At 66.0% G+C, this 26,538-nt stretch carries 21 protein-coding genes and 2 tRNA genes; 15 read left to right on the top strand and 8 right to left on the bottom strand.

The genetic code is table 11. From position 1 onward, the window contains the following. Window positions 1–196: 196 nt before the first annotated feature. Window positions 197–1,687 carry a Do family serine endopeptidase gene (locus tag FHU13_RS06860; RefSeq protein ID WP_183435132.1) on the top strand — a complete coding sequence of 497 codons (1,491 nt, stop codon included), beginning with the start codon at window positions 197–199 and terminating at the stop codon, window positions 1,685–1,687. 562 nt (window positions 1,688–2,249) lie between these two features. Further along, window positions 2,250–2,609, top strand: coding sequence for an acid-activated periplasmic chaperone HdeA (locus FHU13_RS06865; protein ID WP_183435133.1), 360 nt, complete (start codon window positions 2,250–2,252; stop codon window positions 2,607–2,609). A gap of 803 nt (window positions 2,610–3,412) precedes the next feature. Here FHU13_RS06865 and clcA read toward each other — a convergent pair. The 7 genes from clcA to FHU13_RS06900 form a co-directional block, all read right to left on the bottom strand. Beyond that, on the bottom strand, window positions 3,413–4,780 hold the full coding sequence (clcA, locus tag FHU13_RS06870; protein WP_183435134.1) for a H(+)/Cl(-) exchange transporter ClcA: 1,368 nt from the start codon (window positions 4,778–4,780) through the stop codon (window positions 3,413–3,415). A gap of 131 nt (window positions 4,781–4,911) precedes the next feature. Next, window positions 4,912–8,034: an efflux RND transporter permease subunit gene (locus tag FHU13_RS06875; protein ID WP_183435135.1), complete on the bottom strand. Its 3,123-nt coding sequence runs from the start codon at window positions 8,032–8,034 to the stop codon at window positions 4,912–4,914. Between the two features lie 107 nt (window positions 8,035–8,141). Beyond that, on the bottom strand, window positions 8,142–9,413 hold the full coding sequence (locus FHU13_RS06880; protein WP_183435404.1) for an efflux RND transporter periplasmic adaptor subunit: 1,272 nt from the start codon (window positions 9,411–9,413) through the stop codon (window positions 8,142–8,144). A 1,028-nt stretch (window positions 9,414–10,441) separates the two neighbouring features. Beyond that, a complete protein-coding gene (locus tag FHU13_RS28195) occupies window positions 10,442–10,585 on the bottom strand; it encodes a DUF2474 family protein (protein WP_312889562.1) in 144 nt (47 codons plus the stop codon). Window positions 10,586–10,620: 35 nt separating this feature from the next. Then, window positions 10,621–11,631 (bottom strand): cytochrome d ubiquinol oxidase subunit II, encoded by a 1,011-nt coding sequence (gene cydB, locus FHU13_RS06890; protein ID WP_183435137.1) that lies wholly within the window; start codon window positions 11,629–11,631, stop codon window positions 10,621–10,623. 14 nt (window positions 11,632–11,645) lie between these two features. Further along, a complete protein-coding gene (locus tag FHU13_RS06895) occupies window positions 11,646–13,067 on the bottom strand; it encodes a cytochrome ubiquinol oxidase subunit I (protein ID WP_183435138.1) in 1,422 nt (473 codons plus the stop codon). A 1,057-nt stretch (window positions 13,068–14,124) separates the two neighbouring features. After that, window positions 14,125–14,199, bottom strand: a tRNA-Glu gene (locus FHU13_RS06900). A gap of 147 nt (window positions 14,200–14,346) precedes the next feature. On the opposite strand from FHU13_RS06900, the gene FHU13_RS06905 reads away from it, so the two are divergent. The 9 genes from FHU13_RS06905 to FHU13_RS06945 all read left to right on the top strand — a co-directional run bounded on the left by FHU13_RS06905 (window position 14,347) and on the right by FHU13_RS06945 (window position 23,095). Beyond that, window positions 14,347–15,156: a TrmH family RNA methyltransferase gene (locus FHU13_RS06905; RefSeq protein WP_183435139.1), complete on the top strand. Its 810-nt coding sequence runs from the start codon at window positions 14,347–14,349 to the stop codon at window positions 15,154–15,156. A 367-nt stretch (window positions 15,157–15,523) separates the two neighbouring features. Continuing rightward, entirely contained in the window at window positions 15,524–17,233 is a 1,710-nt protein-coding gene (rpsA, locus tag FHU13_RS06910) for a 30S ribosomal protein S1 (RefSeq protein ID WP_183435140.1), read from the top strand. 94 nt (window positions 17,234–17,327) lie between these two features. Next, window positions 17,328–18,650, top strand: coding sequence for a putative sugar O-methyltransferase (locus FHU13_RS06915; protein WP_183435141.1), 1,323 nt, complete (start codon window positions 17,328–17,330; stop codon window positions 18,648–18,650). A 332-nt stretch (window positions 18,651–18,982) separates the two neighbouring features. Then, entirely contained in the window at window positions 18,983–19,951 is a 969-nt protein-coding gene (sppA, locus tag FHU13_RS06920; RefSeq protein WP_183435142.1) for a signal peptide peptidase SppA, read from the top strand. 46 nt (window positions 19,952–19,997) lie between these two features. Beyond that, window positions 19,998–20,306 (top strand): integration host factor subunit beta, encoded by a 309-nt coding sequence (gene ihfB / locus FHU13_RS06925; protein WP_183435143.1) that lies wholly within the window; start codon window positions 19,998–20,000, stop codon window positions 20,304–20,306. 188 nt (window positions 20,307–20,494) lie between these two features. Further along, window positions 20,495–20,863 (top strand): LapA family protein, encoded by a 369-nt coding sequence (locus FHU13_RS06930; RefSeq protein ID WP_183435144.1) that lies wholly within the window; start codon window positions 20,495–20,497, stop codon window positions 20,861–20,863. 22 nt (window positions 20,864–20,885) lie between these two features. Next, window positions 20,886–21,533, top strand: coding sequence for a phosphoribosylanthranilate isomerase (locus FHU13_RS06935; RefSeq protein WP_183435145.1), 648 nt, complete (start codon window positions 20,886–20,888; stop codon window positions 21,531–21,533). 140 nt (window positions 21,534–21,673) lie between these two features. Then, the gene (trpB, locus tag FHU13_RS06940; protein WP_183435146.1) at window positions 21,674–22,915 is read left to right on the top strand and encodes a tryptophan synthase subunit beta; all 1,242 of its coding nucleotides are present in this window, start codon (window positions 21,674–21,676) and stop codon (window positions 22,913–22,915) included. 103 nt (window positions 22,916–23,018) lie between these two features. Further along, window positions 23,019–23,095 (top strand) — tRNA-Met (locus FHU13_RS06945). Window positions 23,096–23,268: 173 nt separating this feature from the next. On the opposite strand, the gene FHU13_RS06950 is transcribed toward FHU13_RS06945, so the two are convergent. Next, window positions 23,269–23,481 (bottom strand): hypothetical protein, encoded by a 213-nt coding sequence (locus tag FHU13_RS06950; RefSeq protein ID WP_183435426.1) that lies wholly within the window; start codon window positions 23,479–23,481, stop codon window positions 23,269–23,271. Here FHU13_RS06950 and FHU13_RS06955 point away from each other — a divergent pair. The 4 genes from FHU13_RS06955 to FHU13_RS06970 all read left to right on the top strand — a co-directional run bounded on the left by FHU13_RS06955 (window position 23,468) and on the right by FHU13_RS06970 (window position 26,538). Continuing rightward, window positions 23,468–24,928, top strand: a complete 1,461-nt coding sequence (locus tag FHU13_RS06955) for a helix-turn-helix transcriptional regulator (RefSeq protein WP_183435147.1) — start codon at window positions 23,468–23,470, stop codon at window positions 24,926–24,928. The genes FHU13_RS06950 and FHU13_RS06955 overlap by 14 nt on opposite strands. A 70-nt stretch (window positions 24,929–24,998) precedes the next feature. Continuing rightward, window positions 24,999–25,178, top strand: coding sequence for a CsbD family protein (locus FHU13_RS06960; protein WP_210287509.1), 180 nt, complete (start codon window positions 24,999–25,001; stop codon window positions 25,176–25,178). A gap of 64 nt (window positions 25,179–25,242) precedes the next feature. Continuing rightward, on the top strand, window positions 25,243–25,584 hold the full coding sequence (locus tag FHU13_RS06965; RefSeq protein WP_183435148.1) for a CsbD family protein: 342 nt from the start codon (window positions 25,243–25,245) through the stop codon (window positions 25,582–25,584). Window positions 25,585–25,629: 45 nt separating this feature from the next. Then, entirely contained in the window at window positions 25,630–26,538 is a 909-nt protein-coding gene (locus FHU13_RS06970) for a PhnA-like protein (protein WP_183435149.1), read from the top strand.

A 26,538-nucleotide genomic window follows, 5' to 3' on the forward strand; every position in this document is an offset into this window, starting at 1 on the left:
AAAGGGACCCAATCTGTCTCAAGAACGCTGACGGGAGACAGCTGCGACCGCATCTGGTCAAGCTGTAATCCTCCCGCCGTCCGGCGATCAGATGGCACAACCTAGAATTTCGCTCATTGTCCCAATAGTCCGACGTCCGGCCGCGTTCCGGCACGGTGGGACGGCAGGCTCCAGTGATTGATCTTTGGAGATTTCCATGACCCTGATTGTTCGCCGCCGCTCCTTCGCCTCCGTCGCCGCGGCTGCCCTCGTCGCGGGCGGCGCGGGCGGGTTCGGTCTGACCGAGCCCGCCACGCCGGCCTATGCCCAGGCCCTGCCAAAGACCCCGATCGAGGCACCCGAGCACCCGCCGGGCTCCTTCGCCAACGTCGTCGACAAGGTGAAGCCGGGCGTCGTCGCCGTGAAGGTGAGGCTCGACAACAGCCTCGACGACGATGACGACGGCCCCGGCGGCCCGAACATGCAGCAGGTGCCGCCGCAGCTGCGCGAGTTCTTCAGGCGCTTTGGCCAAGGCGGACCGGGAGGTCGCGGCATGCCGCAGCGCGGCGGGGTCGGCTCGGGCTTCATCATCTCGGCGGACGGCTACGTGGTCACTAACAACCACGTCGTCGACAAGGCCAAGACGGTCCAGGTCACGCTCGACGACAGCCGCACCCTCGACGCCAAGGTGATCGGCAAGGATCCCAAGACCGACATCGCGCTGCTCAAGATCACCGAGAGCGGCAGCTATCCCTACGTCCAGTTCGGCAAGGGCGCGCCGCGGGTCGGCGACTGGGTTGTGGCCATTGGCAACCCGTTCGGCCTCGGCGGCACCGTGACGGCGGGCATCGTCTCGGCCCGCGGCCGCGACATCGGTGCTGGTCCCTACGACGACTTCCTGCAGATCGACGCGCCGATCAACAAGGGCAATTCCGGCGGCCCGACCTTCAACGTCAACGGCGAGGTCGTGGGCGTGAATACGGCGATCGCCTCGCCGTCCGGCGGCTCGGTCGGCCTCGGCTTTGCCATCCCTGCCGAGACGGTCCAGGCGGTGGTCGGTCAGCTTCGCACCGACGGCAAGGTGGTGCGCGGCTATCTCGGCGTTCAGGTCCAACCGGTCACCAAGGACATCGCCGAAGGGCTCGGCCTCGACAAGGCGAAAGGTGCGCTCGTCAATGACGCCGAGAGCGGCACCCCCGCCGCCAAGGCCGGTCTGAAATCGGGTGACGTGATCGAGTCGGTCAACGGCGTGCCCGTCAACAACGCTCGCGATCTGTCGCGGCTGATCGCCGGCCTCAAGCCCGGCACCGAGGTGAAGCTCGCCTATCTGCGTGGTGGTAAAAGCGAGGTGGCCACCGTCGAACTCGGCACGTTGCCGGGTGATAGCAAGGTGGCGAGCCACGGTGACGACGCGCCGAGCGGTCAGGTCAGGCTTGGCCTCAGCCTAGCCCCTGCCAGCGAGACTGGCCTCGGCGATGAGGGCGTCGCGGTGATGGATGTCGATCCAACCGGACCAGCCGCGGCCAGAGGCATCTCCCAGGGCGACGTGATCTTGGATGTCGCTGGCACCAGCGTCTCGAAGCCCTCCGAGGTGCAGGCACAGATCCGCGCTGCCGAGTCCAGCGGCCGCAAGGCCGTGCTGATGCGGGTGAAGAGCGCCAGGGGCCAGACCCGCTTCGTCGCCGTCCCCCTCACCAAGGAAGGCTGATCCGCTCTGGACCGCCCTCTTTAGCGGCGTCCGCCTCACTGCCTGCAGCACTGCGGGCGAGCAGAAGCGTACTGAGCCTGTCCGGCCCGTCAGCGGACCAGTATACCGACGATCGCGGGATGTTCTTGCTGACAGCGCGAGGCTATCCCGCGTTCGCGCCGGATCGGCGATCTGAGCGCTTTTGCCAAGCAATCCGGCGCGGTTCGTATCCTTAAAGTTGCAACCGTCCGGAACCTCCCTGAGCGACGGCCGTTCACGCTATAGTCGGGACATCAATTTTCGACGGCATGCTCGTTCCGGGAGCCCAGCACACAAGCGGGCTTTCATCATCTTCGTGTTTGGCTCGGTTGACCCTGCTGATTTAGTTTTCGGGCCTCAATCAAACGAACAAGTCGATCTTCAAGCCGCATCAAATCATAAGTCATCATCATTTGACATTGGCGCGACCGGCGATCAGCCCGTCGCACCGAGATCTGTTGGCCGGTCAGACCGCCGGACTTCGGTATTCTGAAGTTCGACGAGATACGGTTGATAGCATCAAGCTGAGGCAAAGGAGCTCATCATGCGCACAGGATCTTTGAAAACCTACCTGCTGCCTGCCATTGCGGTCGTCTTATCCGCCGGTCTCGTTCAGGCCGAAACCCCCAGCGGGAAGAGCGCCGATAAGAATCAAGAAAAGTTGGCGAGCAAGCCGCTTGAGAAAGTCACCTGCGAGGAATTCAACGGGTTCGAAGACACGTTCAAACCAAAAGTTATCGCATGGGCCGCCGGCTACAAACAGGGTCAGAAGAAGCCCGATGTGGTGGAGATCGATATCGCCGGGGTCGAGAAGGTCACGCCCCTTATCGCTGAAGAGTGCAGGAAGGCACCGGCCGCTTCCTTGTGGTCGAAGATCGATGGAGAGCTGAAGAAGGTGTTCTGATGCAGACATGCCTGCATTATCGAATTACCTTTCTGCATCGGCGCTTCGACAGCGCTCAGCCGTCGATCAGTCGGCGAAATCTGGCTGATCGACCAGTTTCATCCCTTCTACTGCGGACCAAGCTCCGACTTCAGGGGCGGATATCGATTCGCTCGATACTCAGGCCTTTCCTGCCCAGGCGGCCGGACCGGCAGGCCCTGGACGGGGCCCATTGAGAGAGGCAGCTGGGAGCAGAGGAGCCGAGGATGAAGCGCGGTTCGAACGAGCCTCCTTCCGTCGTTTCAGCGCTGTCCGAAGTGCCGCACAGGTCGGCAAGCTCGATGGAGGTTCGCCCATGATGAAGCGATTGATCATCATCGCTGCGGCGCTTGCCACCAGCACGGTGACGCTCGCGCAGCCCCTCCCGCCACCGCGTCCGCCCGGCCCTCCGCCACCGCCGTTGGTTTTGCCGCCGCCTCCGCCGCCCCCTCCACCTCCACCTCCGCCGATATTGCCCCTGCCGCCTCCGCCTCCGCCTCCGCCACCACCGCCACCCCTATGAAATGTCTACGGTCTGACGAGGCGCTCATCCCCGAGCGGATCGTCCAATTCGCTCCGAATCCGTGCCGCAGCCGCGATCTCCGGAGTGGCAACCGGGCCACGCCTCGCTCGGCCTTCAACGGCGACTGAGGCGGGCCTCGACAACCTCCTCGTCCTGATGTGCCGCCCCCGAACTCCGGCGGCCCGGCACTCGGGGCGGCCGTGCAGGAAGCGTTGCGGCTGCGCGCCCTCAACGAGCTCATTGGCGGGCTCCGTGGCGGACTTCAGTGTGTCGCACGATCCCGATTGGAAGCCAGACCGATATCTGAGCCCTTGGCCGGCCCCCTGCCGGCCTGGGCAAGGGTGCGCTCCAGCATCTCTCCATAAATCGGACGGCCACCGAGCCATTGGGCCACGAGGCTCGCGGTCAGGCAGGCCGTCAGCATAGGCAGGACGAGCGCGTAGGCGCTCGTGAGTTCTAGCACCAGCACCACCCCCACGGCCGGAGCGTGGACGGTGGCGCTGAAGAGCGCGGCCATTGCCACGATTCCGAAGGAAACCGGCGTCACCCCGAGGCCGGATAAGGCTTCGGGAAACACCGTGTGCGCGAGCAGGCCGAAGGCCAAGCCGATGCAGGTCGCCAGGGACAGGATCGGTGCAAAAATGCCGCCCGGCGTCCCAACGGAATAGCTGGCAACCGAGGTGAAGAGGCGGGTGACCGCCAGCATCACGAGCACGCCCGCACTCGGGGTCAGGGCGGCGATCTGTGAAATGACCCGTTCCCCGCCCGTGACAGTGCGCGGAGCGAGGATCAGCAGGGCGCCCACGAGCAGTCCGACCAGGGCAGGCCACACATAGGGTGCGCGCTTCTGCCAAGCGGCGGCGACGTCCAGCATCGCCATGATGCATCGATTGAAGAGCATGCCCACCGCACCCAGGATCATCCCCAGGATTGCGAAGGCAGGCAGCGAAGCCAGCGCCGCTGCCCCGGCGGATAGCGGCAAGTCCGGCCGCGCGCCTGAGATGATCTGGGTCACCGCCGTTCCGGTGATCGCTGCGGCGAACACCCCCATGTAGTTCCGGAACGTGTACGGGAACTGCTTGCGCGTTTCCTCGATGACGAAAAGCACGGCCGACATCGGGGCATTGAAGGCACAGGCGAGACCCGCCCCCGCACCTGCCGCCAGCAAGGCCTGCCGATCGGCGTGCCTCACCCGGAACATCTCCGAGGCGGCGAGCGCCGCCGAGCCGCCCATGTGAATGGTCGGCCCCTCCCGGCCAAGAACCAGGCCTGATCCGATCGCGGCGATGCCGGCGATGAACTTCACCGGCAGCACGCGCTCCCAACGCACATGCCTGATGCCGGCGATGGCCCCCTCGATCTCCGGAACTCCGCTCCCGCTCGCTTCCGGAGCGAAGCGCCGGGTGATGAACACGGCAAAGACCGTGGCCGCCATGGTTAGGGTGGCGCTCGCCGCGACCAACCGCCAGCCCGCAGTCTGGCCGGCGAGCCATGTCGGCCAATCGATGATCGTGTCGATGGCGAGGTGAAAGAGGCCGCCGAACACGCCCGTGAGGGCACCGACGATCAGGGCCACCGCGACGAAGCGAGCCTGTTGCAGGGGCGTCGCGGGTTGATCTGCCGGCCTCATCCTCGCCCGCTCCTCTTGCTGATCGCCAGCAAACCCTGGACTTCACGCGGTCCGTCCCCGGAACGAATGTCTCGGTGGGACTCACCGGAGCCCCACCCAAGCGGTGTCGCAGGCGCCCGGACCACCACCGGTCAGGCGGTCTGACCCTTCCCCGGTCTCACGCGCTCCCGCAGGGTCTGGACCGTGACGTAGAGCATCGGCACGAGGAAGATGCCGATCGAGCTCGCTGCGATCATCCCGCCGAAGACCGCGGTGCCGACGTCGCGACGGCTGATCTGGGCCGCACCGGTCGCGATCACGAGGGGGACAAGGCCGAGGATGAAGGCGATGGAGGTCATCATCACGGCGCGGAACCGTTGCTCGGCGCCGTGGATCGCGGCCTCCCTGATCGGCAGGCCCGCCTCCCGCTGATCCTTCGCGAACTCGACGATCAGGATGCCGTTCTTGGCCGCGAGCGCGATCAGCACTACGAGCCCGATCTCGCTGTAGAGATCGAGCGAAAGGCCGGCGAGCTTGACGGCAAGGTAAGAGCCGAAGGCACCGACCACGACGGACAGAAGGACCGGAATGGGGATCGTCCAGCTCTCGTAGAGGGCAACGAGGAACAGGTAGGCAAACAGGAAGGCGAGGCCGAGGACGATCCAGGTCTGCCCGGATGCCTGCTGCTCCTGATAGGCAGTCCCGGTCCACTCGTAGCTGTAGCCTGTCGGCAGGGTCCGGTCGGAGATCTGCTCCATCGCGGCCATTGAGGCGCCGGAGGAGATGCCGGGCGCCGCACTGCCGTTCACGCTCACGGCCCGGAAGTTGTTGTAGCGCGTGAGCACCTGCGGTCCGAGCACGATGCGCTCGCCCGCGACCGAACGCAGAGGCACCATCTGGCCCGAGGCACCGCGGACATAGATGTTCCAGATGTCGCGAATGTCGCCCCGGTTGTCCGCCTCACCCTCTACATTCACCTGCCAGGTGCGGCCGTAGAGGTTGAAATTGTTGACGTAGACACCGCCGAGCGTCGCTTGGAGCGAACTGAAGACCTCGCTCATCGCCAGCCCCAGCACCTGCGCCTTCGTGCGGTCGATGTCGAGGAAGATCGAGGGATTCGACGCCGTGAAGGTGGAGAAGACGCGGGCGAGTTGCGGGTCGCCGTTCGCCGCCGCGACAAGCCCGCGCACGACCGCGTCGATTGCGGCCGGGTCCTGGCCCTCTCGCGCTTCGAGCACGTATTCGAAACCACCGCTCGTCGAGAGCCCGACGATGGGCGGAAGGTTGAAGGGCCGGACCGTTGCCTGCCCGATCTTCGTGGCCGCCGCGTCCGCGCGCCCGATCAGGGCCTGGGCGGATTCTGCCGCGCTCCCGCGATCGGCGAAAGGTTTGAGCTGCGCCACCAAGAACGCGGAGTTCGGCTCGGCGGCCCCGTCCAGGAGCGAGAAGCCGATAACCGAAAGCACTTGGTTGACGCCGGGCATGTCCTTCAGGAGCCTCTCGACCTCTGTCGCGACGGCGCTCGTGCGCGCCACCGACGCGCCGTCGGGCAGTTGGACCGAGACGAAGAAGGCGCCCTGATCTTCTTCCGGGAGGAAGCCGACCGGTGTGATCTGCGAGAGGCCGAAGATGCCGCCCGCGAACAGGAGAACCAGCACGAGCGAGAGCGTGGACACGCGGACGAGGCGGCGGACGCCCGCGGTATAGCGGTCGCGCACCCAGTCGATCCCGCCGAGTACGCGGCCCATGATGCCCGGCCGCGAGCGTGTGGGACGCAGGAACACCCCGCAGAGCGCGGGTGACAGGGTGAGCGCGTTGATCGCCGAGATCACCATCGCGGCGCTGATCGTGACGGCGAATTGGCGAAACAGGGTTCCCGAGACGCCCGGGATGAAGGCAATCGGAACGAAGACAGACAGGAGGACGAGCGTGATGGCGATGATGGGAGCCGTGATCTGCGTCATGGCGAGCTTCGTCGCGTCGGCCGACGACAGCTCCGGATGCTCCTCCATCACGCGCTCGACATTCTCGACGACGACGATGGCGTCATCGACCACGATGCCGATGGCAAGCACCATCGCCAGGAGCGAGACGGTGTTCGCCGAATAGCCAAGCACGAGCAGCACAGCGAAGGTGCCGATGAGGCTCACCGGCACGGCGATCGCGGGGATCACCGTCGCCCGAAGATTTCCGAGGAACAGAAACACGACGATGACGACGAGGACGAAGGCCTCGGCCAGAGTCCGCAGCACCTCGGAGATGGTGTCCTTCACGAAGGTCGTGGAATCGTGCACCACCACGTACCGCAGTCCTGCAGGGAAGCGCGCCGAGAGCTTCTCGAGGGTTGCTTTCACGGCGGTCGCGGTCCGTACCGCGTTGGCGCCTGGCACGAGATAGATCGCAACGGGGACACCGGGGCGGCCGTCGAGCCGGGATTCGCTGTCGAAGCTCTGCGCGCTGAGCTCCACTCTGGCGACGTCGCTGATCCGAACCACGGAGCCGTTGGGGTTCGTCCGCAGGACGATCGCGCCGAACTGTGCCGGCGTCGACAATCGACCCTGCGTCTGCACGTTCATCTGAATCTGTTGCTCGTCCGTGATCGGCGGCGCGCCGATGCGGCCGACCGGCGCCTGCACGCTTTGCGCCCGTATCGCGTCCACCACGTCCGACGGCGCGAGATTCAGGCTCGTCAGGCGCTGCGTGTCGAACCAGATGCGCATCGAGTAGTTCATCCGCGCGAACAGGTTGGCTTGCCCCACTCCGACCGTGCGCGAAATCTCGTCGAGCACGTTGATGATGGCGTAGTTCGTGATGAAGAGCGGGTCCTGCGCGCCCGTCTCGCTGTAGAGGACGGCGAACAGCAGGATCGCGGAGGATTTCTTCTGCACCTTGAGCCCCTGCAGCTGCACCTCGGACGGGAGCTGGGACAAGGCAGACTGGACGCGGTTGTTGACGGTGACCGCGTTGATATCCGGGTCGGAGCCGAGCTCGAAACTAACCGACAGGCTGTAGCTGCCATCATTGGCGCTGGTGGACTTCATGTAGATCATGCGGTCAACGCCGATGATCTGCGCCTCAAGCGGCTGGGCAACGCTCGCCTCGACGACCTCCGCAGAGGCCCCCGGATACGTCCCCGACACGCTGACCTGTGGCGGGACAATGTCTGGGAACTGCGCGACCGGGATCCGGAACAGTGCCAGCCCGCCCGCGATCGTGATGATCAGCGCGATGACGATCGCGAGCCGCGGGCGGTCCACGAAGATCGAGGAGATCATGACACGCCTCGGGCTCAGTTGCCTGGGACAAACGGAGTTCGATCCGGGACGAGGGGCCGCGGAGCGGGACATCGGACGTCGCAAGGGAGGCGGCGTCCCATGCTGTGCTAGCGCCGGCTGCTCGGGCTGCCGCCGGCTGATCCTGCTGGAGCCGTGGGGCCAGCGATCCCCGCGCGGTCCTCGTTCACGGCTGAATTCCGCATCATCTTCTGAAGCGTGGCGTCGGCGGGCCTGGGCGAGACCGTCTCGCCCGCACGGACCCGCTGAAGGCCTTCGGCGATGACCTGCTCTCCGACCGTGAGGCCGCTCGTCACCGCCGCGAGCGTCGTGCTCGATTGGCCAAGCTGAATGCGACGCTCCTCGGCCTTATTCCCCGGCCCGATCACATAGACGTAGCTGCCCCGCTGGTCGGCCAGGACGGCCAAGCGAGGGATTGCAACCACTTCGACCGGCTCGACGCCTTCGAGGAACACGGTCACGAACTCGCCATCCGTGAGCTCGCGGATGGTGGCGGACGTGCGGGTCTGAGCGAAGATCGGGGGATTCGGCAGCACGCCGCGAAGCAGGATCGTGTCCGTATTCGTCGCGATGGTGTTGTTGACGAAATCGAGCTTCCCGGTGTGATCGTAGAAGCGGCCGTCCGGTAGTTGCGCCCGGATCAGGACAGCGCCGAATCCGCCCGTCGGCCCATAGCGCGCTCTCAGATTGATCGCTTCACGGACCGGCACCGGAAACGTCACGAACATCGGGTCCTGGCTGATGATCGTCGTCAGCACCCCGGAGCTCGGACCGACGACGTTGCCGATCGTCAGGGACGTGCGCCCGATCTGGCCCGCAATCGGCGCTCGGATCTCCGTGTAGCCGAGATTGATCTGCGCCGTGTCGAGCTGGGCTTGTGCGGCTTGGAGCTGCGCCTCCAAGGCACGCTCATTCGCGAGTGCCGCGTCGTAGGTCGATTGCTGCCCGGCCGGCCCGCCAAGCAGGATTCTCGCCCGCTGCGTCGTGAGACGCGCGTTTCCCAATTGTGCTTCAACCTGCGCGATCTGCGCCTTCTGAGCGGCCACGGCCGCCTGGAACGGGCCCTGCTCGAGAAGGTAGAGGAGCGTTCCTTCCTCGACGTCCGCGCCCTCGACGAAGAGCCGTTTCTCGATGAACGCCGTCACCCGGGCAACGATGTCGACACGCTGCTTCGCCTCGATACGGCCGATGAACTGCTCTGTCTGTGTGATCGGCTCCTTGCGCGCGGCGATGATGCCGACGACTGGGGGGCCCGTCGGCTCGGCCTGCGCAAACGCCGTCGAAATGGCGGGCGGGCACGCGGCGGAGAGCGTTGCGGCGGCCACCCAGACCCGGAGCTTGAACATGCCGGTCATCGTCATGTTCGCCTCCGGAAGATCGTCCGCCGACGCTCGACGAGCGGTCGAAAGCCCTGTCCGGCGCGACCCATCGTCGGCGACGTGCCGGGGTGGTGGGACGGGGCCGTTGGCGCGGCACTCTCGGAGCCTTGCTCGGAGCCTTGCACGGCCCGATGCCCGTCGCGCGCATCCGCGATGGCGGAAGGGATGGCGGAGGTCCTCAGGCTCGAACCCTGCGCCGCTTCGCAGATCCGGACACCGAACGTGCCGCCCCGAATGCTTGATCCGGGACGACACGGGGGATGCGCGCGCTGCATCATCTGTCCAGACATCAGCGAATGTGTTTTCAAGCGATGCTCGAGCCGTATCCGGCCCGATTGCATCAGGCCGCCGCCTCTCAGTCTGCATTTTGACGCGTATTCTTTCGAAGACCCGGCCAGAGCTTCGTCGGAATGCGCTCTAGAACGACGGTTTATTGCCGATGCACTTGCATCGCTTCGATTTCAGAATCCGGCAGCGGCCACTGCAGCAATCTCTCGCACCGCGTCCAACCCATCCATTGCCGCGACACTCGATATTCATGTCGCGCGTCGTCATGATCTGGCCCGGCCGGCTCATCGCCGTTGTCGCAGTATAGATATTGACTCCCATCATCATCACCGGAACAGCAACGAGCATTGCAACGCTCCGCATGGCGCATCCTCCATAATGATTGATCGATTGGCGGCGGTAAATTGGAAATTCTACCGATCAGGGTTTGAACCGGGCCTCTTCGTCAGGATGGGCGACGGTGGCGACGTGGCTATTCAAGTCGGCGCCGGCAAACGGATCGAACTGAGGCATGGTCAATCCCTGCAAGACCGACAGTATAGCCGAGGCGGGCAGGCCAGCACCTTGACGATGATCAATCCAATTCCTGTATGCCTCCACCCGAGACCGTCAGGATCTGCGGGTTCTTCATCGCAGAGGACTGTTCCCGACGGGACGTGTCCGAGGCGCGAGGTCGCGCACCGAACCACCCGTCCGGTCCGCGCCCTTGTTCGGAGCGCCGATCAGGCCGATTTCAGCAGCCATCGAAGCGGGAGCGCGATGAGCGTCAGGCTGACGACACTCATCGTCCAGAGCAGAACGAACCACCCGATCCGACGGAGCTTGCCGGTGATCGTCTCGCTGCGAACCCGTGCGGCATCGGGCACGAAGACAGGCTCCGCGGTCGGCTGATGAAGCCCCATCAATGATACCCGGATTCCGACGTGACCTTGCCGCGGAACAGCCAGTAGACGTAGGCCGTGTAGCCGAGCACCATCGGGACCAGCACCACCGCACCAGCGAGCAGAAAGACTTGGCTGCTCGGATGCGTCGCCGCGGCCCAGATCGTGATGTCCGGGGGCACGATCATCGGCCAAAGGCTGATGCCGAGGCCGATGTAGGACAGCAGGAAGAAGCCGAGCGCGCAGAGGAAGGGCATGATCTCCTCACGCCGATCCAGCGAGCGCTGGAAACGTAGCGCCAGCAGCCCGACGAGAATGGGCACCGGCGCACCGACGAGGATGCCGGGGAAGGAGAGCCAGCGCTCGCGGAAGGGGGTGCTGAGGACGAGCATCGTGAGCGAAATGATCGCGATCAGGAGCAAGGTCGCCAGGCCCAGAGGGCGGGAGAGGCGGTAAGCGCGGATCTGCAATTCTCCCCCTGTCTTCCAGATGAGCCAGCAGGCCCCCAGGAGCGCGTAGCCCACCACCAGCGCCACGCCGGTCAGCAGAGAGAACGGGGTGAGCCAGTCCCACCAGCCGCCGGCATAGGCACGCCCCTCGACACGGATGCCCTGGACGAGGGCGCCGAGCGCGATGCCCTGGCAGAAGGCCGCCACGTAGCTGCCCCAGGAGAAGGCCCGGTCCCACCAGAGCTGACCCCGCGCCGTGACCATGCGGAAGCGCATCTCGAAGGCGACGCCGCGGAAGACAAGGGCGAGCAGCATCAAGATCAGCGGCATGTAGAGCGCCGGCAGGATCGTCACGTAGGCCAGCGGGAAGACCGCGAAGAGGCCACCGCCGCCGAGGATCAGCCAAGTCTCGTTGCCGTCCCACACGGGGGCAACGGAGTTCACCATCACGTCCCGATCGGCCTTGGCCGACATGGCCGGGAACAGGATGCCAATGCCGAGATCGAACCCGTCCATCGCAACGTAGAGGAACACGGCTGTGGCGATCAGGAGGGCCCAAATCAGCGTGAGGTCGAGAGACATCGAATCCGCTTCCTTCACTCAGCGGGCTGGGCATTCGGACCGGCGGCGAGCGCCGGGGCCGGGGTAATGCCGGCGGTGCGCACCGGCTGGCCGGCGGGCAGACCCGCCTCGTGCGATCGAGGTGGCTGATTGAAGAGGTGCAGAAGGTACCAGATGCCGGCCCCGAACACGACGAAGTAGACCACGGCGAACGCGGCCAGCGAGGCCGCGACCGCGGGGGCGGCGATGGGTGAGACGCTGTCGGCGGTGCGCAGCAGCCCGTAAACCGTGAAGGGCTGACGCCCGGATTCCGTCACGACCCAGCCGGCCGTGACGGCGACGAGGCCGGACGGGCCCATCGCGACCGCGCAGCGGTGCAGCCATCGAGACGTGTAGAGCCGTTCTTTCCAGCGCAGATAGAGGGAAGCCACGCCCAGGGCGATCATCAGGAAGCCAAGCCCGACCATGACCCGGAAGGCCCAGAACACCAGGGGCAGGTTGGTCGGCCAGGTGTCGCGCGGAAGTGCCTTCAGCCCGCGCACCTCGGCGTTCAGGTCGTGGGCGAGATACAGGCTCGCGAGCCCCGGTATGCCGATCGCCCAACGCGTCGTCTCGGCCTGCGCGTCCGGCCAGCCGACCAGGATCGAGGGCGCGCGCCGCTCACTTTCGAAATGGCCTTCCATCGCCGCGACCTTGGCGGGCTGATGGTGGTAGGTGTTGCCCCCATGCAGATCGCCCAGGACGAGTTGCACGGGGGCGACGATTGCAGCCATCCACATCGCCATCGAGAACATCAGGCGGGCGCGCGGGTTCGACCGGTCGCGCAGGAGATGCCACGCCGCCACCGTGCCTACGATCATCGCGGTGGTCAGGTAGGCGGCGGTGACGGTGTGGGCGAAACGGAAGGGGAAGGACGGGTTGAAGACCACGGCCCACCAATCCTGGGGCGCGAAATGGCCGTTGGCGTCGAGCACGTAGCCCGCCGGCGTCTGCATCCAGGAATTGGCCGACAGGATCCAGAAGGCCGAGGTCAGCGTGCCCACGGCAACGAGGCAAGTCGCCAGGAAATGAAGACGCGGGCCGACGCGCTCCAGACCGAACAACATGACTCCGAGAAAACCCGCCTCCAAGAAGGCCGTCAGAACCTCGTAGCCGAGGAGAGGACCGAGAATCGGAGCCGTCTTGTCAGAAAAGACCGACCAGTTCGTACCGAACTGGTAGCTCATGACGAGCCCCGAGACGACGCCCATGGCGAACGCTATGGCGAAGATCTTGAGCCAATAACGGTAGGAATCGAGATAGACGGCGCGCCCGGTGGTGAGCCAGAAGGCTTCCTGCACCGCAAGAAAGCTGGCCAGTCCGATGGTGAAAGCCGGGAATAGGAAATGCCACACGACCGTAAAGGCGAACTGGCTTCGAGCCAGATCGAGTGCGCTGGGGAGGTAGTCGGCCAACATTCCTGACACTCGATTCACAAGAGTGACGAAGTACGGCTTAAGTCTGATCTCGAGTAAGCTGCCCGCGACGGCCACGGCGGTCCAAATCGCGCGCTATCATCTGCACTGGCCCAGTGGCCGCCCAAGTCGCTACGGCGTCAAGAGTCGGCAATGGACGTCTGCGAAGCCTGGACTGGCCGTCCTACTTGCGGTCACCGGCACCGGGAAGTGTCCTTCGGCAGGCCGGACGGTCTCATAGGCTTAGGCCATCCAGACGGAGGCGAACGTTTTCACCCTTCTCCTGCGTCATTGATCCAAGGTTTCCGGATGCTCATGCACACCACCGGCGTGAATAAGGGGACCTCGCCTACATCTATGTCCATCTTGCCCGCCCTGTCGGCTGGAGGCGCCTGTCACGAGCACCTCGACAGGGAAGCCCATCACGTCACGAAGCACCTTGATATAGATCAGACGGAAGCGGCGAGGAGCCAGTTGATATCTGTATTGCCGACGCAAGAGGGCGTAGACGCGCCGATGGCTCTAGGTCCTTGTTTTGACGCAATTTCTTTCACCGAACCGGCATTCACTTCGTCGGAAAGCGCTCTTGTCACCGAGCATCCCGTGGCCGATTTGTAGCAGCCTGACTGCCTGCGGACGACATTGGCCTCGCGGTGCGCCGCAATGCGCCGAGCGGGCGACCCAGGTCGATGGTCGCGTGACGGTGCTGCGCAGCGAATTCGCGACTGCGGAGGGGACGCTGCAGTGGCTCTGCCGGGACGCCGAAGCGGCTCTACCGTTTAGTGGAGGACGGCAACGACAAGCCTGACGATCTGCTGAGGGAGCGGCTCTCGGCATTGCGAGCGGAGCGAGATCTGGCGAAGGCTGCGCTCGGCCGGATCCGCGTGGCTAATCCGGGCTCAACTGAGATCGCGCCCGAACTGTTCGAACGCTTCGGTCGTGTGTTGCCGAGAACGTGATAACGGGCAAGATCCCGTTCCGGAAGGTGAGGCTTCAAGCGACCGCCAACCGCGTCGAGGTCGGCACGACCGTGTCCGGTGTTCGCGGCTCTGCACAGAAATGGCGCGCCCTGCGGGAATCGAACCCGCCTTTTCAGCGTGAAAGGCTGACGTCCTAACCGATAGACGAAGGGCGCTGTCCGGCGGCGCCCGGTCTATAGTCGGGTTCGCGGCGGACGGCAACGGCTTTGCCGCGTGATTCCGCCGCTTGACGCGGAGCGGTCCCATCGCTTTCTCGGGCGAGCGAGACGCAGCCTCCACCTCCTGTCCCGAAAGACCCGCCCATGACCCCGCCGCGCGACCGCCCGGCCAAGCCGTACGGCTTCCGGCCCCGCCCGCGAACGCAACAGCCGCCGGGGCCAACGGCCCGTGAGGGAAGAGACCATGTCGTGCTCTACGGCTGGCACCCTGTATCGCAGGCGCTGGCCAATGCGGGCCGCCATTTCCACCGGCTGCTCGCCACCGAGAATGCGCTGGCTCGCCTCAACGAGGCGGGGATCGCGCTGCCGGTCGAGCCGGAGATCGTCCGCCCGAGCGCCATCGACCGGCTGCTCGGTCCGGACGCCGTGCATCAGGGCCTCTACGCCGAAGCCGAACCGCTGGACGCGCCAGCTCTCGATGCAATGCCCGACGACGCGCTTCTGCTCGCCCTCGATCAGATCACCGATCCGCACAATGTCGGTGCCATCGTCCGCACGGCGGCCGCCTTCGGCGTCACCGCGATCGTCACGACCGCGCGCCACTCGCCCAACGCCACCGGCGTGCTGGCGAAATCCGCCTCGGGCGGATTGGAACACGTGCCGCTGGTGATCGTACGCAATCTCGCCGAGGCGCTGATCACGCTCGGCGAACGCGGCTTTACCCGGATCGGACTGGATTCGGATGCCGGCACCTCGCTCGACGCCGTCGGCCCGCGCCGTCCGGCCGTGTTGGTGCTCGGCGCCGAGGGTAAGGGCCTGCGCCAGCGCACGACCGAATGCTGCGATCTGCTCGTGCGCATCGACGCGACGGGGGCGATCCGCAGCCTGAACGTCTCGAACGCGGCGGCGATCACGCTCTACGCACTGACCCGTCCGGCCGGCGCGACGACCTGAGCGCCTGAACCTCCGCGCCGAAACGGTGCCGGGCGTCCGCCGGCTTCCGTCCAGTGCGATCTGCCCGGTCCGCTGCGAGGCCATGGGCCGGTCGATCGTGAGACAGTACAAGACGTTGCGTCGGCGACGCGGATCCGGTATCGCTCGCACCGATTTCCTCATCGGTTCCGTCAGGATCCGGGTTTCGTGCCCGGCGGCCGCATCGCCGGGGAGATCGGCCCTCGACCATCGCTTTGAGCATGCGTCGGCCCTCCGAGAGGAGGCGAGCCCGACCGGATCGTCCATCCGGCGGGCGGCGGTGACGGGGGTATTTCGCAACACGAGCCGCCGACGCGGCCTCACGAGATGAGGCCATTCAGGAGAAAGAATGTCTGCTGGTCTGAACGCAAGCTCCGCGGCCCGCGAGGATTTCGCGGCCCTGCTCGAGGAATCTTTCCTCCAGCACGAGATCACCGAGGGTTCGGTCGTCAAGGGCACCGTCGTCGGCATCGAGAAGGATGTCGCCGTCATCGATATCGGTGCCAAGACTGAGGGGCGCGTCCCCCTCAAGGAATTCACCGGCCCGGGCCGCGAGGGCGAGCTCAAGGTCGGCGATGAAGTCGAAGTCTACGTCGACCGCATTGAGAACGCGCTGGGCGAGGCCGTCATCTCGCGCGACAAGGCGCGCCGCGAGGAGAGCTGGGTCAAGCTTGAGAAGGCTTTTGAAGCCAACGAGCGCGTGACCGGCACGATCTTCAACCAAGTCAAGGGCGGCTACACCGTCGATCTCGATGGCGCCGTGGCGTTCCTGCCGCGCTCGCAGGTCGATATCCGCCCGGTACGCGACGTGACCCCGCTGCTCGGCACGCCCCAGCCGTTCCAGATCCTCAAGATGGATCGCCGCCGCGGCAACATCGTCGTGTCACGCCGCACGGTGCTCGAAGAGAGCCGCGCCGAGCAGCGCTCGGAGCTGGTGGCCAACCTTGAGGAAGGTCAGGTCATCGACGGCGTCGTCAAGAACATCACCGAGTACGGTGCCTTCGTCGATCTCGGCGGCATCGACGGCCTGCTGCACGTCACCGACATGGCGTGGCGCCGCGTGAACCATCCGTCCGAGGTCGTGACCATCGGCCAGACGGTCAAGGTCAAGATCATCAAGATCAACCACGAGACGCACCGCATCTCGCTCGGCATCAAGCAGCTCCTGGCCGATCCGTGGGAGGGCATCGCCGCCCGCTACCCCGAGGGCGCCAAGCTCAAGGGCCGCGTGACCAACATCACCGATTACGGCGCCTTCGTGGAGCTGGAGCCGGGGATCGAGGGCCTGATCCACGTCTCCGAGATGAGCTGGACCAAGAAGAACGTCCATCCGGGCAAGATCGTCTCCACCTCCCAGGAAGTCGAGGTGCAGATCCTGGAAGTCGATTCGGTCAAGCGCCGTATCTCGCTCGGCCTCAAGCAGACCCTGCAGAACCCGTGGGATGCCTTCGCCGAGAAGCACCCGATCGGTTCCGAGGTCGAGGGCGAGGTCAAGAACAAGACCGAGTTCGGCCTGTTCATCGGCCTCGAAGGCGATGTCGACGGCATGGTCCACCTGTCGGATCTCGACTGGAACCGTCCCGGCGAGCAGGTCATCGAGGAGTTCAAGAAGGGCGACATGGTCCGCGCCCAGGTTCTTGACGTCGATGTCGAGAAGGAGCGCATCTCGCTCGGCGTGAAGCAGCTCGGCGGCGATCCCTTCGCGGAAGCCGGCGAGATCAAGAAGGGTCAGATCGTCACCTGCGAGGTCGTCGAGGTGAAGGATTCCGGCCTGGAGGTGAAGCTCGTCGACACCGATATGCAGACCTTCATCCGCCGTGCCGAGCTCGCCCGTGATCGCGGCGATCAGCGTCCCGAGCGTTTCGCCGCCGGCGAGAAGTTCGACGCCCGCGTCATCCAGTTCGATCGCAAGGCCCGCCGTGTGCAGGTCTCGATCAAGGCACTGGAAGTCGCTGAGGAGCGTGAGGCGATGGCCCAGTTCGGCTCGGCCGATTCCGGTGCCTCGCTCGGCGACATCCTCGGCGCCGCCTTCAACAAGAAGAAGGGCGACGACGAGTAAGCCTCGCCGCCTTCCAACGATGTCTCGGGGCCGGCTCTGCCGGCCCCGAACTTGTTTTGATCCTGTTTTTTCGAAGCGTCCCGAGGCGAGCGCGATGGCACACCGCCTCCCGAGCTTAGGCGCCGGCCTGAGATGGTTGAAGAGGAAGCCCGGAGAACGCCACCTCGGCCGGCTCCCGCCCGATTTCGCCTCCGAGCTGTACCTCGATCTGAACGCCGACGTCGCGATGGCGGTCGAGGCCGGCCACATCGCCTCCGCGCAGGAGCATTATCGCGTCTTCGGTCGCCGCGAGGGCCGGCCCTACCGTGCGCCGACCGCGAGTGCCGAACTCGGCGGTGGGATCGCGGGGCCGTGGACGTACCGTTATCCCTACCGTGCCTGGCCGGATCTGCCGGCGATCGCCTTCGCTGCCCCTTGCCCCGGTGCGGAGGACGAGACGATCGCGCGCCGGCTGATCGCCGCTTGGCGGTCCGGCGCCGGACGTTCACCGGTGCAGGCGGATAGCGAGGGCATGTGGGCGGCGCGGACACAGGGCTTTCCCGCATTCCACCGCGCGCTGCGGGATGGTGATGCCGGGGTCCTCTCCGATTTGCTGAACAACCTGTTCCAGTCCCATCTCGCGCACGGCATCGCGATGGGACGCACGATGGCGACACTAGCCCGCCACGCACCGACGCCGTTCGCCGCGAGCTGGTGCGACCGGCTTCTGCGGCTCTCCGAGGCCCTCGGCCTCGCCCATGTCCGCTCGCCGGAGCAGGGCGACTTCGCCGCTCCCCTTGGGCCTCTTGCCCACCACGTGGAGCCGCCACGCCTCGAAGCCGAACTCGGTTTTCCTCTGACCTTTCCCGATGTCGGCGCGCCGTTCGGCGTGCCGTTTGGGGCCGGCATCCTGCCCGAGCACGCCTTCAGCCACGCCTACGCCGCGTGGCGTATCGGGCAACTGGGCGATCTCAGCCGCGTCGTCGAGATCGGCGGCGGCTTCGGCGGCCTCGCATGGTTCATGCGGGGCACCGGTCGGCGGTACACGATCCTCGACTTGCCCTTCACCAACGTCCTTCAGGGCTGGTTTCTGTTGAAGGCGGGCCTCGACGTGTCCCTGGCTGGCGAGGCCGAGGCCGCGATCCGGGTTCTGCCGTGGTGGGAGATCGAGCGGGACGAGAGCTACGATCTGGCCGTCAATCAGGACTCGCTTCCCGAGATGCCGCCGGAGACGGCGGCCATGTACATCGCACGTATCCGCGCCATCGCGCCCCTGTTCTATTCCATCAACCAGGAGGCCGCGGCACCGAACACCGATGTTTTCCGGCAGGTTGTCGTGCCCGAACTCGTTGCGCGTGATGGCGGCTATCGCCGATTGAACCGGAACCTGTTCTGGCTGCGCGACGGCTACGTCGAGGAAATCTACGCTCGGCGCTGAACCTGTCACGGCTTAAGGACATCGCTTTCGACGGCAGCCGGTGCCGGTTGTGCCGGCGGGAATGGAACAGGCTCTTGCCCGCCTGCCTCGGGCAGCGTTAAACACGGTCCCGGACTCGACAGCCGCGATCGAACCCAAGCCCATCAAGGACTTGGCCGACCTCCGGGCCGGCGGGTTGCAACGGCGCCGAAATACTTTGCGGAATCGACCCGTCTCGGCGAGACGGGCAGATCCACGGATCGGGCAAGGCTGCGTTCCGGCAGGACGCGGCGTGTACGATCCCAACAGAACAACGGTCGCGAAGGACCGCTTGGAGAGGAGTAAATCGTCGGATGGCCGCAGACGCCGAGTTTCTCATCGACCGCCGCCGTCTGCGCCGCAAGCTGACGCTGTGGCGGATGCTCGGCATCGGTGCCGCCATCCTGGCTGTCGGCGCCGTGGGCTACCGCGCGCGCGTCGGCGAAGGCCGCCTGTTCCCGGCCACCGAAAATCAAATCGCGCGGATCTCGATCGGCGGCTTCATCGCCGGCAGCGATTCGACCCGCAAGCTGATCGAGCGCGTGGGCGAGTCGAGCGCGGTCAAGGGTGTCGTCATTTCGATCTCGTCCCCGGGCGGCACGACCACCGGCTCGGAGGAACTTTATCGCAATCTGCGCGCTCTGGCGGCGAAGAAGCCGATGGTCGCTTTCGTCGATGGGACGGCTGCCTCGGGCGCCTACATCACCGCGATCGCCGCCGACCACATCGTTGCCCGCGAAACCGCGCTGGTCGGCTCCATCGGTGTGCTGTTCCAGTATCCGGACGTCTCCGGCTTGCTCGACAAGATCGGCGTGAAGGTCGAGTCGGTCAAATCCTCGCCCCTGAAGGCGGAGCCCTCGGGCTTCAGCCCGACCTCGCCGGAGGCCCGCGCGGCCCTGTCCTCGGTCGTTCTCGATACCTACGGCTGGTTCAAGGGCTTGGTGGCGGAGCGCCGTGGCATGGACGACGGCCAGCTCTCGGCCGTCGCCGACGGGCGCGTCTTCAGCGGTCGCCAGAGCCTGCCCCTCAAGCTCGTCGACGAACTCGGCGGCGAACGCCAGGCGGTGGCATGGCTGGAGAAGGAAAAGCAGGTTCCTGCAAACCTTCCGGTGAAGGATTGGAAGCCGAAGGCAGAGGGCGGGTTCAAGCTCTGGTCGGCTCTCGGGATGGGCGCGGACCTTCTCGGTCTCGAAGGGCTCGCCAGCCGCTTCCGTGCGGTCGAGGAAGAGGCTGCCGGCGTTGCCCACGGCGGACTCCTTGCCGTCTGGCGCCCGGCTCCCTGAGGTTTCGCGCCATGTCGCGCCCGCCCCGCATCCGGAAGAGAGCCGCATGATCAAGTCGGAACTCGTGCTCAAGATCGCTGAGCAGAACCCTCACCTGTACCAGCGCGACGTCGAGACTCTCGTCAACGCGATCCTCGACACCATCGCCGACGCCCTGGCCCAGGGCGATCGGGTGGAGTTGCGCGGTTTCGGAGCCTTTTCGGTGAAGCGCCGCGAGGCTCGGCGTGGTCGCAATCCCCGCACCGGAGAGTCTGTGGCGGTCTCGGAAAAGGCGATCCCGGTTTTCAAGACCGGGAAGGAGATGCGCCTGCGCCTGAACCGAGCCGGCATCGGCGAGGAGCAGCCGAGCGCCTGATCGCATCGATCCAAGCCCTCGTCTCGGCCCTTCGTTTCGATGCACCCTTGCGCCGAACCGCCATCCACATCGTTGAAGAGCGCTCTAGTTCTGCCGTCTGAGCCCGAGAGGCGCCCGCCCGAAAGCCGTTAAGCGGCATCCGGGCGGGGTCGGCTGAAGGCTCCTGCCGTCCGTCGGAGACCCGTTGCATGATCCGTTTTCTAAAGGCGCTGGTTCTGCTGCCGATCGCGGTGGTGATCGTCCTGCTCGCGGTCGCCAACCGCGAGCCCGTGACGCTCTCCTTCGATCCGTTCTCGCCAGAGCCAGTGTTCAGCCTCGTCTTGCCGCTCTACGCTGTGCTGTTTGGCGCGGTGGCGCTCGGTATCCTGGTCGGGGGCATCGGCAGCTGGCTTGGACAGGCCGGAACGCGCCAGCGTGCGCGCTATCACCGCCGCGAGGCCGACCGTTTGGCAAAGGCGGCGGCGGAGCTGAAGACGTTCGGCGCTCCGGGCGTCGAGCCGACCTACGGCCGAACCAATGCCCATACGGCGCTGCCGGCTCCGGTTGCGGCGCGCTGAGGGCTGGAGAGCATTACCCCTCATGACCGAGGTGTGCGTCAAGATCTGCGGCCTTGGAACGGAGGCGACGCTCGACGCAGCGCTCGAAGCGGGCGCTGACCTTGTCGGCTTCGTCCACTTTCCCAAGAGTCCGCGCCACGTCACCCTGGAGCGCGGCCGTGATCTTGCGCGGCGGGCGCGGGGGAGGGCCGAACGCGTCGTGCTACTGGTCGACCCCGACGATACCCTCCTCGCCGCCGTCATCGACGCGCTCGATCCTGACGTGATCCAGCTTCACGGCAAGGAGAGCCCGCAGCGCGTCGCGAGCATTCGTGGCCGGACCGGACGGCCCGTGATGAAGGCCATCGGCATCGCCGCCGCCGGTGATCTCGTCGCACTCCCGGACTACACGGCCGTGGCCGACCGGCTCCTGCTCGACGCCAAACCGCCTCCCGGCGCCGACCTGCCCGGCGGGAACGGGCGCAGCTTCGACTGGGACATCCTGAGGGGGGCTCTGCTGCCCGCCGGCACGATGCTGTCGGGCGGTCTCGATGCCGAGAATGTCGGGACGGCGCTGGCTCGCACGGGGCTCGCCGCCGTCGATGTCTCGTCGGGGGTGGAGATTCGCCCGGGCGAGAAAGATCCGGCCAAGATCGCCGCCTTCGTCGCCGCCACGCGCCGCCGGGCCTAGTCAACGAACCGAAACCCTCTACTCGCAGCGACCGACAGGCTGAAGTTCCGGGGCGTTTGTCCGGCTGTGCCGCATTGCGGCCGCCGTCCCATAGGTCTAGCACGCGAGCCGACGATCGATTTTCGCGAAGGACCGTCCCCGTGACGCTGAACCCCGCTCCCAACTCCTTCCGTACCGGGCCGGACGAGCGCGGCCGCTTCGGCATCTTCGGCGGCCGCTTCGTGGCCGAAACGCTGATGCCCCTGATCCTCGACCTGGAGAAGGCCTACGCCGATGCCAAGGCCGACCCGTCGTTTAAGGCGGATATGGAGGCCTACCGCACCCACTATATTGGCCGGCCGAGTCCGCTCTACTACGCTGAGCGCCTCACCGAGCATCTGCGCGCCCAGGCCCCGGCGGGGCAGGGGGCAAAGATCTACTTCAAGCGCGAGGAGCTGAACCACACCGGCTCGCACAAGGTGAACAACGTGCTCGGCCAGATCCTGCTCGCTCGCCGCATGGGCAAGCCGCGCATCATCGCCGAGACGGGCGCGGGTCAGCACGGCGTCGCCACGGCGACGCTCTGCGCCCGCTTCGGCCTGAAATGTGTGGTCTATATGGGCGCCGTCGATGTCGAGCGGCAGGCGCCGAACGTGTTCCGCATGAAGATGCTGGGCGCCGAGGTGGTGCCGGTGCAATCGGGCACGCGCACGCTCAAGGATGCGATGAACGAGGCCCTGCGTGACTGGGTCACGAACGTCGCCGACACCTTCTACTGCATCGGTACGGTGGCCGGCCCCCATCCCTATCCGGCGATGGTGCGCGACTTCCAGTCCGTGATCGGCATTGAGACGAAGCAGCAGATGTTGGAGATGGAGGGGCGCCTGCCGGATTCGCTCGTCGCCTGCATCGGCGGTGGCTCGAACGCCATGGGGCTGTTCCACCCCTTCCTGGATGACCGCGAGGTCGAGATCTACGGCGTCGAGGCGGCTGGCCATGGCGTGCAGAGCGGCCTGCACGCCGCCTCGCTCACCGGCGGTCGTCCGGGCGTGCTGCACGGCAACCGAACCTATCTCCTGATGAACGAGGACGGTCAGATCGCGGATGCACACTCGATCTCGGCGGGCCTCGACTATCCGGGTATCGGTCCGGAGCACGCGTGGCTGCACGAGATGGGCCGAGTCACCTACCTGTCGGCGACCGATTCGGAGACGCTGGAGGCGTTCAAGCTCTGCTCGATGCTGGAGGGTATCATCCCGGCTCTGGAGCCCGCCCACGCGCTTTCGAAGGTGCTGGAACTCGCACCCACCAAGCCGGCGGAGCACCTGATGGTGATGAATCTGTCCGGACGCGGCGACAAGGACATCCCGCAGGTGGCCCAGATCTTCGGTCAGACCCTCTGAGCGGGAGAATGGGTGTGGGGTTCGCAACAGACCGTTGACACCGCCACGCCCTTCTCCATATACCGCGCCCACCGGACGACGCGTCGGCGCCGTCCGCGAGTGTGGCGGGGTAGCTCAGCTGGTTAGAGCAGAGGAATCATAATCCTTGTGTCGGGGGTTCAAATCCCTCCCTCGCTACCAAAATCCTTTCGCCTCAACAGGCATATAGACTCGAAGCCCTGGACCTTCCGTCCGGGGCTTTTGCGTTCTTGGGCGCACCTTTCGAGGCAAGCCGCGCCTCTGCCACCCTGTCGCTCTACTTCCGTAACGGGATTGAGGATGGCTTGGCTCGAAAGGTTGGCGATCGAGAGCGTCTACACGGCGAGTTGCTGCTGCGTCTGGAGCGCACTCAGCCTGGTCGATTCCTTCGCGATCTCGGCATCGACCTTCGGTCCGTCGATATCAGGAATGTGATCCCGAAATACCAGAAGTCGATCGGAACCGGTTTGTGCGCAACTCGTTTGTGCACCGCTGCCGTCTTGGCAGTTGCAGCGGCGAAGGAGCGATGCGCGCGTGAAGGCGGACATCGACAGGCACGAGTTGAGGCAGATCATCGCCGGCCTGAGCGAGGGCGTGATCCTTGTCGAGCCCGACCAGACCATCGCCTACGCGAACGAGGCCGCGCTCGCCATGCACGGGGTCGAGAGCATTGACGAACTCGGGCGTGACGTCGATGCCTACCGCGCGCGCTTCGCCCTGCGCTACCGCAACAATCGGACGCCCGAGCATTACCCCATCGAGCGGGTACTCGCCGGCGAACGCTTCCACGACGTCGTCGTCGAGGTTCGGCGAGCCGACCGACCGGAGGTCGCCTTCGTCCACTCCTTGCGCAGCTTGGTCGCCACCGACCGGGAGGGACGCCCGAGTTGCCTGGCACTGATCCTGAAGGACGTCTCGGACCAGTTCGAGGCCGAGCAGCGCTTCGAGGCGACATTCAACGCGAACCCCGCACCCGCCGTCATCACTCGCCTGTCGGACCTACGACACGTGAAGGTCAACGCCGGCTTCCTCGAAATGACGGGTCATACCCATGATGCCGTCATCGGTCGCAGCGTCTACGAGGTCGACGTTCTGGCCGGCGCACGCAACCGCGAACTCGCGATCAACCGCCTGAACGAGGGCACCACCATTCCCCAGATGGAGGCCTGCCTCGATCTGCCGGACGGCGACAGCCGCTTCGTCATCGTGGCCGGCCAGTCCATCGAGATGGGCGACGAGCCCTGCATGCTTTTCACCTTCGCCGACCTCGAACTGCGCCGGAAGGCCGAGACAGCTTTGCGCCAGAGCGAAGAGCGCTTCGCCAAGGCGTTCCGGCTGACCCCCGTCCCGACCCTGTTGGCGCGGCTCGACACCTTCACGGTGACTGCCTTCAACGAGGCGTTCACCCGGGTGTTCGGACACGGCGAGGACGACGTGTCGGGGCGCTCGTTTACCGAGATCGGGCTCTGGGTCGTTGGGATGACCGGTGAACGGTTCGAGGAAACGGTACGGCGGACCGGGTTCATCTCCGGGCAGGAAGTCTGCCTTCGTCACCAAGACGGATCGGAACTCGACTGTCTTGCCTCCGCCGAGCGGGTAGAGATCGGCGAGGAGACTTTCGCGCTCCTCGTCCTGCAGGACATCACCGATCGAAAGCGCGGCGAACGTGAGCTGTTCGAGGCCATCGAGACGGTGATGGCTGATACCTCCTGGTTCAGCCGCGGGCTCATCGAGAAGCTGGCCAATCTGCGCCAGCCGGGGACCTCAGACGGTAGCGGTGAGAGCCCGCTTCTCACGGTGCGCGAGCGCCAGATTCTCAATCTGATCTGCTCCGGCTTGGCCGACGAGGCCATCGCCAAGCGGCTCAACCTCTCACGCAACACCGTGCGCAATCATGGCGCCGCGCTCTACCGCAAGCTGGGCGTTCACAAGCGGTCGGAAGCCGTGATCTGGGGTCGGGAAAACGGTTTCCCCCTCGTCACGCCCGGTAATTAAAAACCGGTCTACTGGTATTTTCGCACTATTGATCGGCGCGATCCAGTGGACATCTGAGGCGGGGCGGAGAATGTCAGTCACCGACGAGGTGGACGTGACCAGCCGCGCGAAGCCGGACTGCGCCGAGCACACCAAAGGCTCGGTGAAGCAGGTCCTTGGCAAGCTCACCGGTGATTTCCGGACCGAAGCCGAAGGCAAGGCTCAGAAGCGACGGGCGCGGCCATCCGAGCCGCCTCCGCGCCGCGACTGAGCCGAAGCGGACCCGGCGCCGTCCGACGGCGCCATCCTCCACGAAACCCAAGCAGGAGAACACCATGGTCGATACAGACAGGATCACCGGCGCCGCGAAGGAACTTGGCGGCAGGGTACAGGGCGCCGTCGGCGATCTTACGGGCTCGAAGAGCGAGGCGGTCGAAGGCCGCTTCCGCGAAGCCCAAGGAACTGCAGAGAACCTCTACGGCCAAGCCAAGGACGCCGTGCGGCACGTCGCCGACGAGGCGGTCGACTATGCCGAGGACGGCTACGACTACGGGCGCCGCACCCTGCGCGAGGGGTCCCGCGAAGTCGGTGAATACGTGTCCGACTCGCCCGTCGCCTCGCTTCTCATCGCGGGTGCCATCGGCTTCGGCCTCGGCCTGCTCGTCAGCCGGCTCTGACCCTTTCCCCTTCTTCGACTTTAACCGACTCATCGGAGTTCAAGCGTGACCACGATCACAAACCTATCCCCCGTCGCCGGCGACACGCGGGCTGTCCTCCTCAACGAGGTCTCCTGGGGTGCCATCTTCGCCGGCACCGTCGTCGCCCTGGTGACGCAGGTCGTCCTGAACCTGGTCGGGGTGGGTGTCGGTCTGGCCGCGGTCGGCACGAACGCCGCCGACAACCCGGCCGCCTCGACCTTCTCGCTCGGCGCGGGGCTGTGGTTCGTGATCTCCGGCGTCGTCGCCTCCCTGGCCGGCGGCCTCATCGCGGGTCGCCTCTCCGGCAGGCCGCTGGCGGGTGCCGCGGCGCTGCACGGACTCGTCTCCTGGGCGGTCACCACGCTGGTGGTGCTGTACCTGCTGACCTCCGCGGTGGGCGGCCTCGTCGGCGGAACGCTGAGCACCGTCTCGGGCGCCCTCGGCGGCGCGGGCAACCTCGTCGGCGGCACCGTGCAGACGGCTGCTCAGGCGGCGGCGCCGTCGCTGTCCAAGATCTCCAACCCGCTCGACGGCATCGAGCAGAAGGTCCGCGAGCAATCCGCCGGCCAGGATCCGCAGGCGGCCCGCGATGCCGCGGTCGCGGCGGTCCGTGCCGTGCTGACCGGCGATCCCGCGCAGAAGGAGCAGGCCAAGAGCCGCGCGGCCGATGCGCTCGCCAAGGCGCAGGGCATCGCGCCCGACCAAGCCAAGACGCAGATCGACGACTACCAGAAGCAGTACGAGCAGGCCGTGGCGACGGCCAAGCAGAAGGCGGAGGCCGCTGCCGTCGCCGCCAAGTCGGCGGCCACGCAGGGCGCCTTCTACGCCGCCCTCGCGCTGATCCTCGGTGCTCTTGCCGCCTTCTTCGGCGGCCGCCTCGGCGCGCCGGCCCCCGTCACCGCGCTCGGTACCTACGACGCCCGCCGCGCCTGA

This window comes from Methylobacterium sp. R2-1 (assembly GCF_014191355.1).
In the GTDB taxonomy this organism is placed as follows: domain Bacteria; phylum Pseudomonadota; class Alphaproteobacteria; order Rhizobiales; family Beijerinckiaceae; genus Methylobacterium.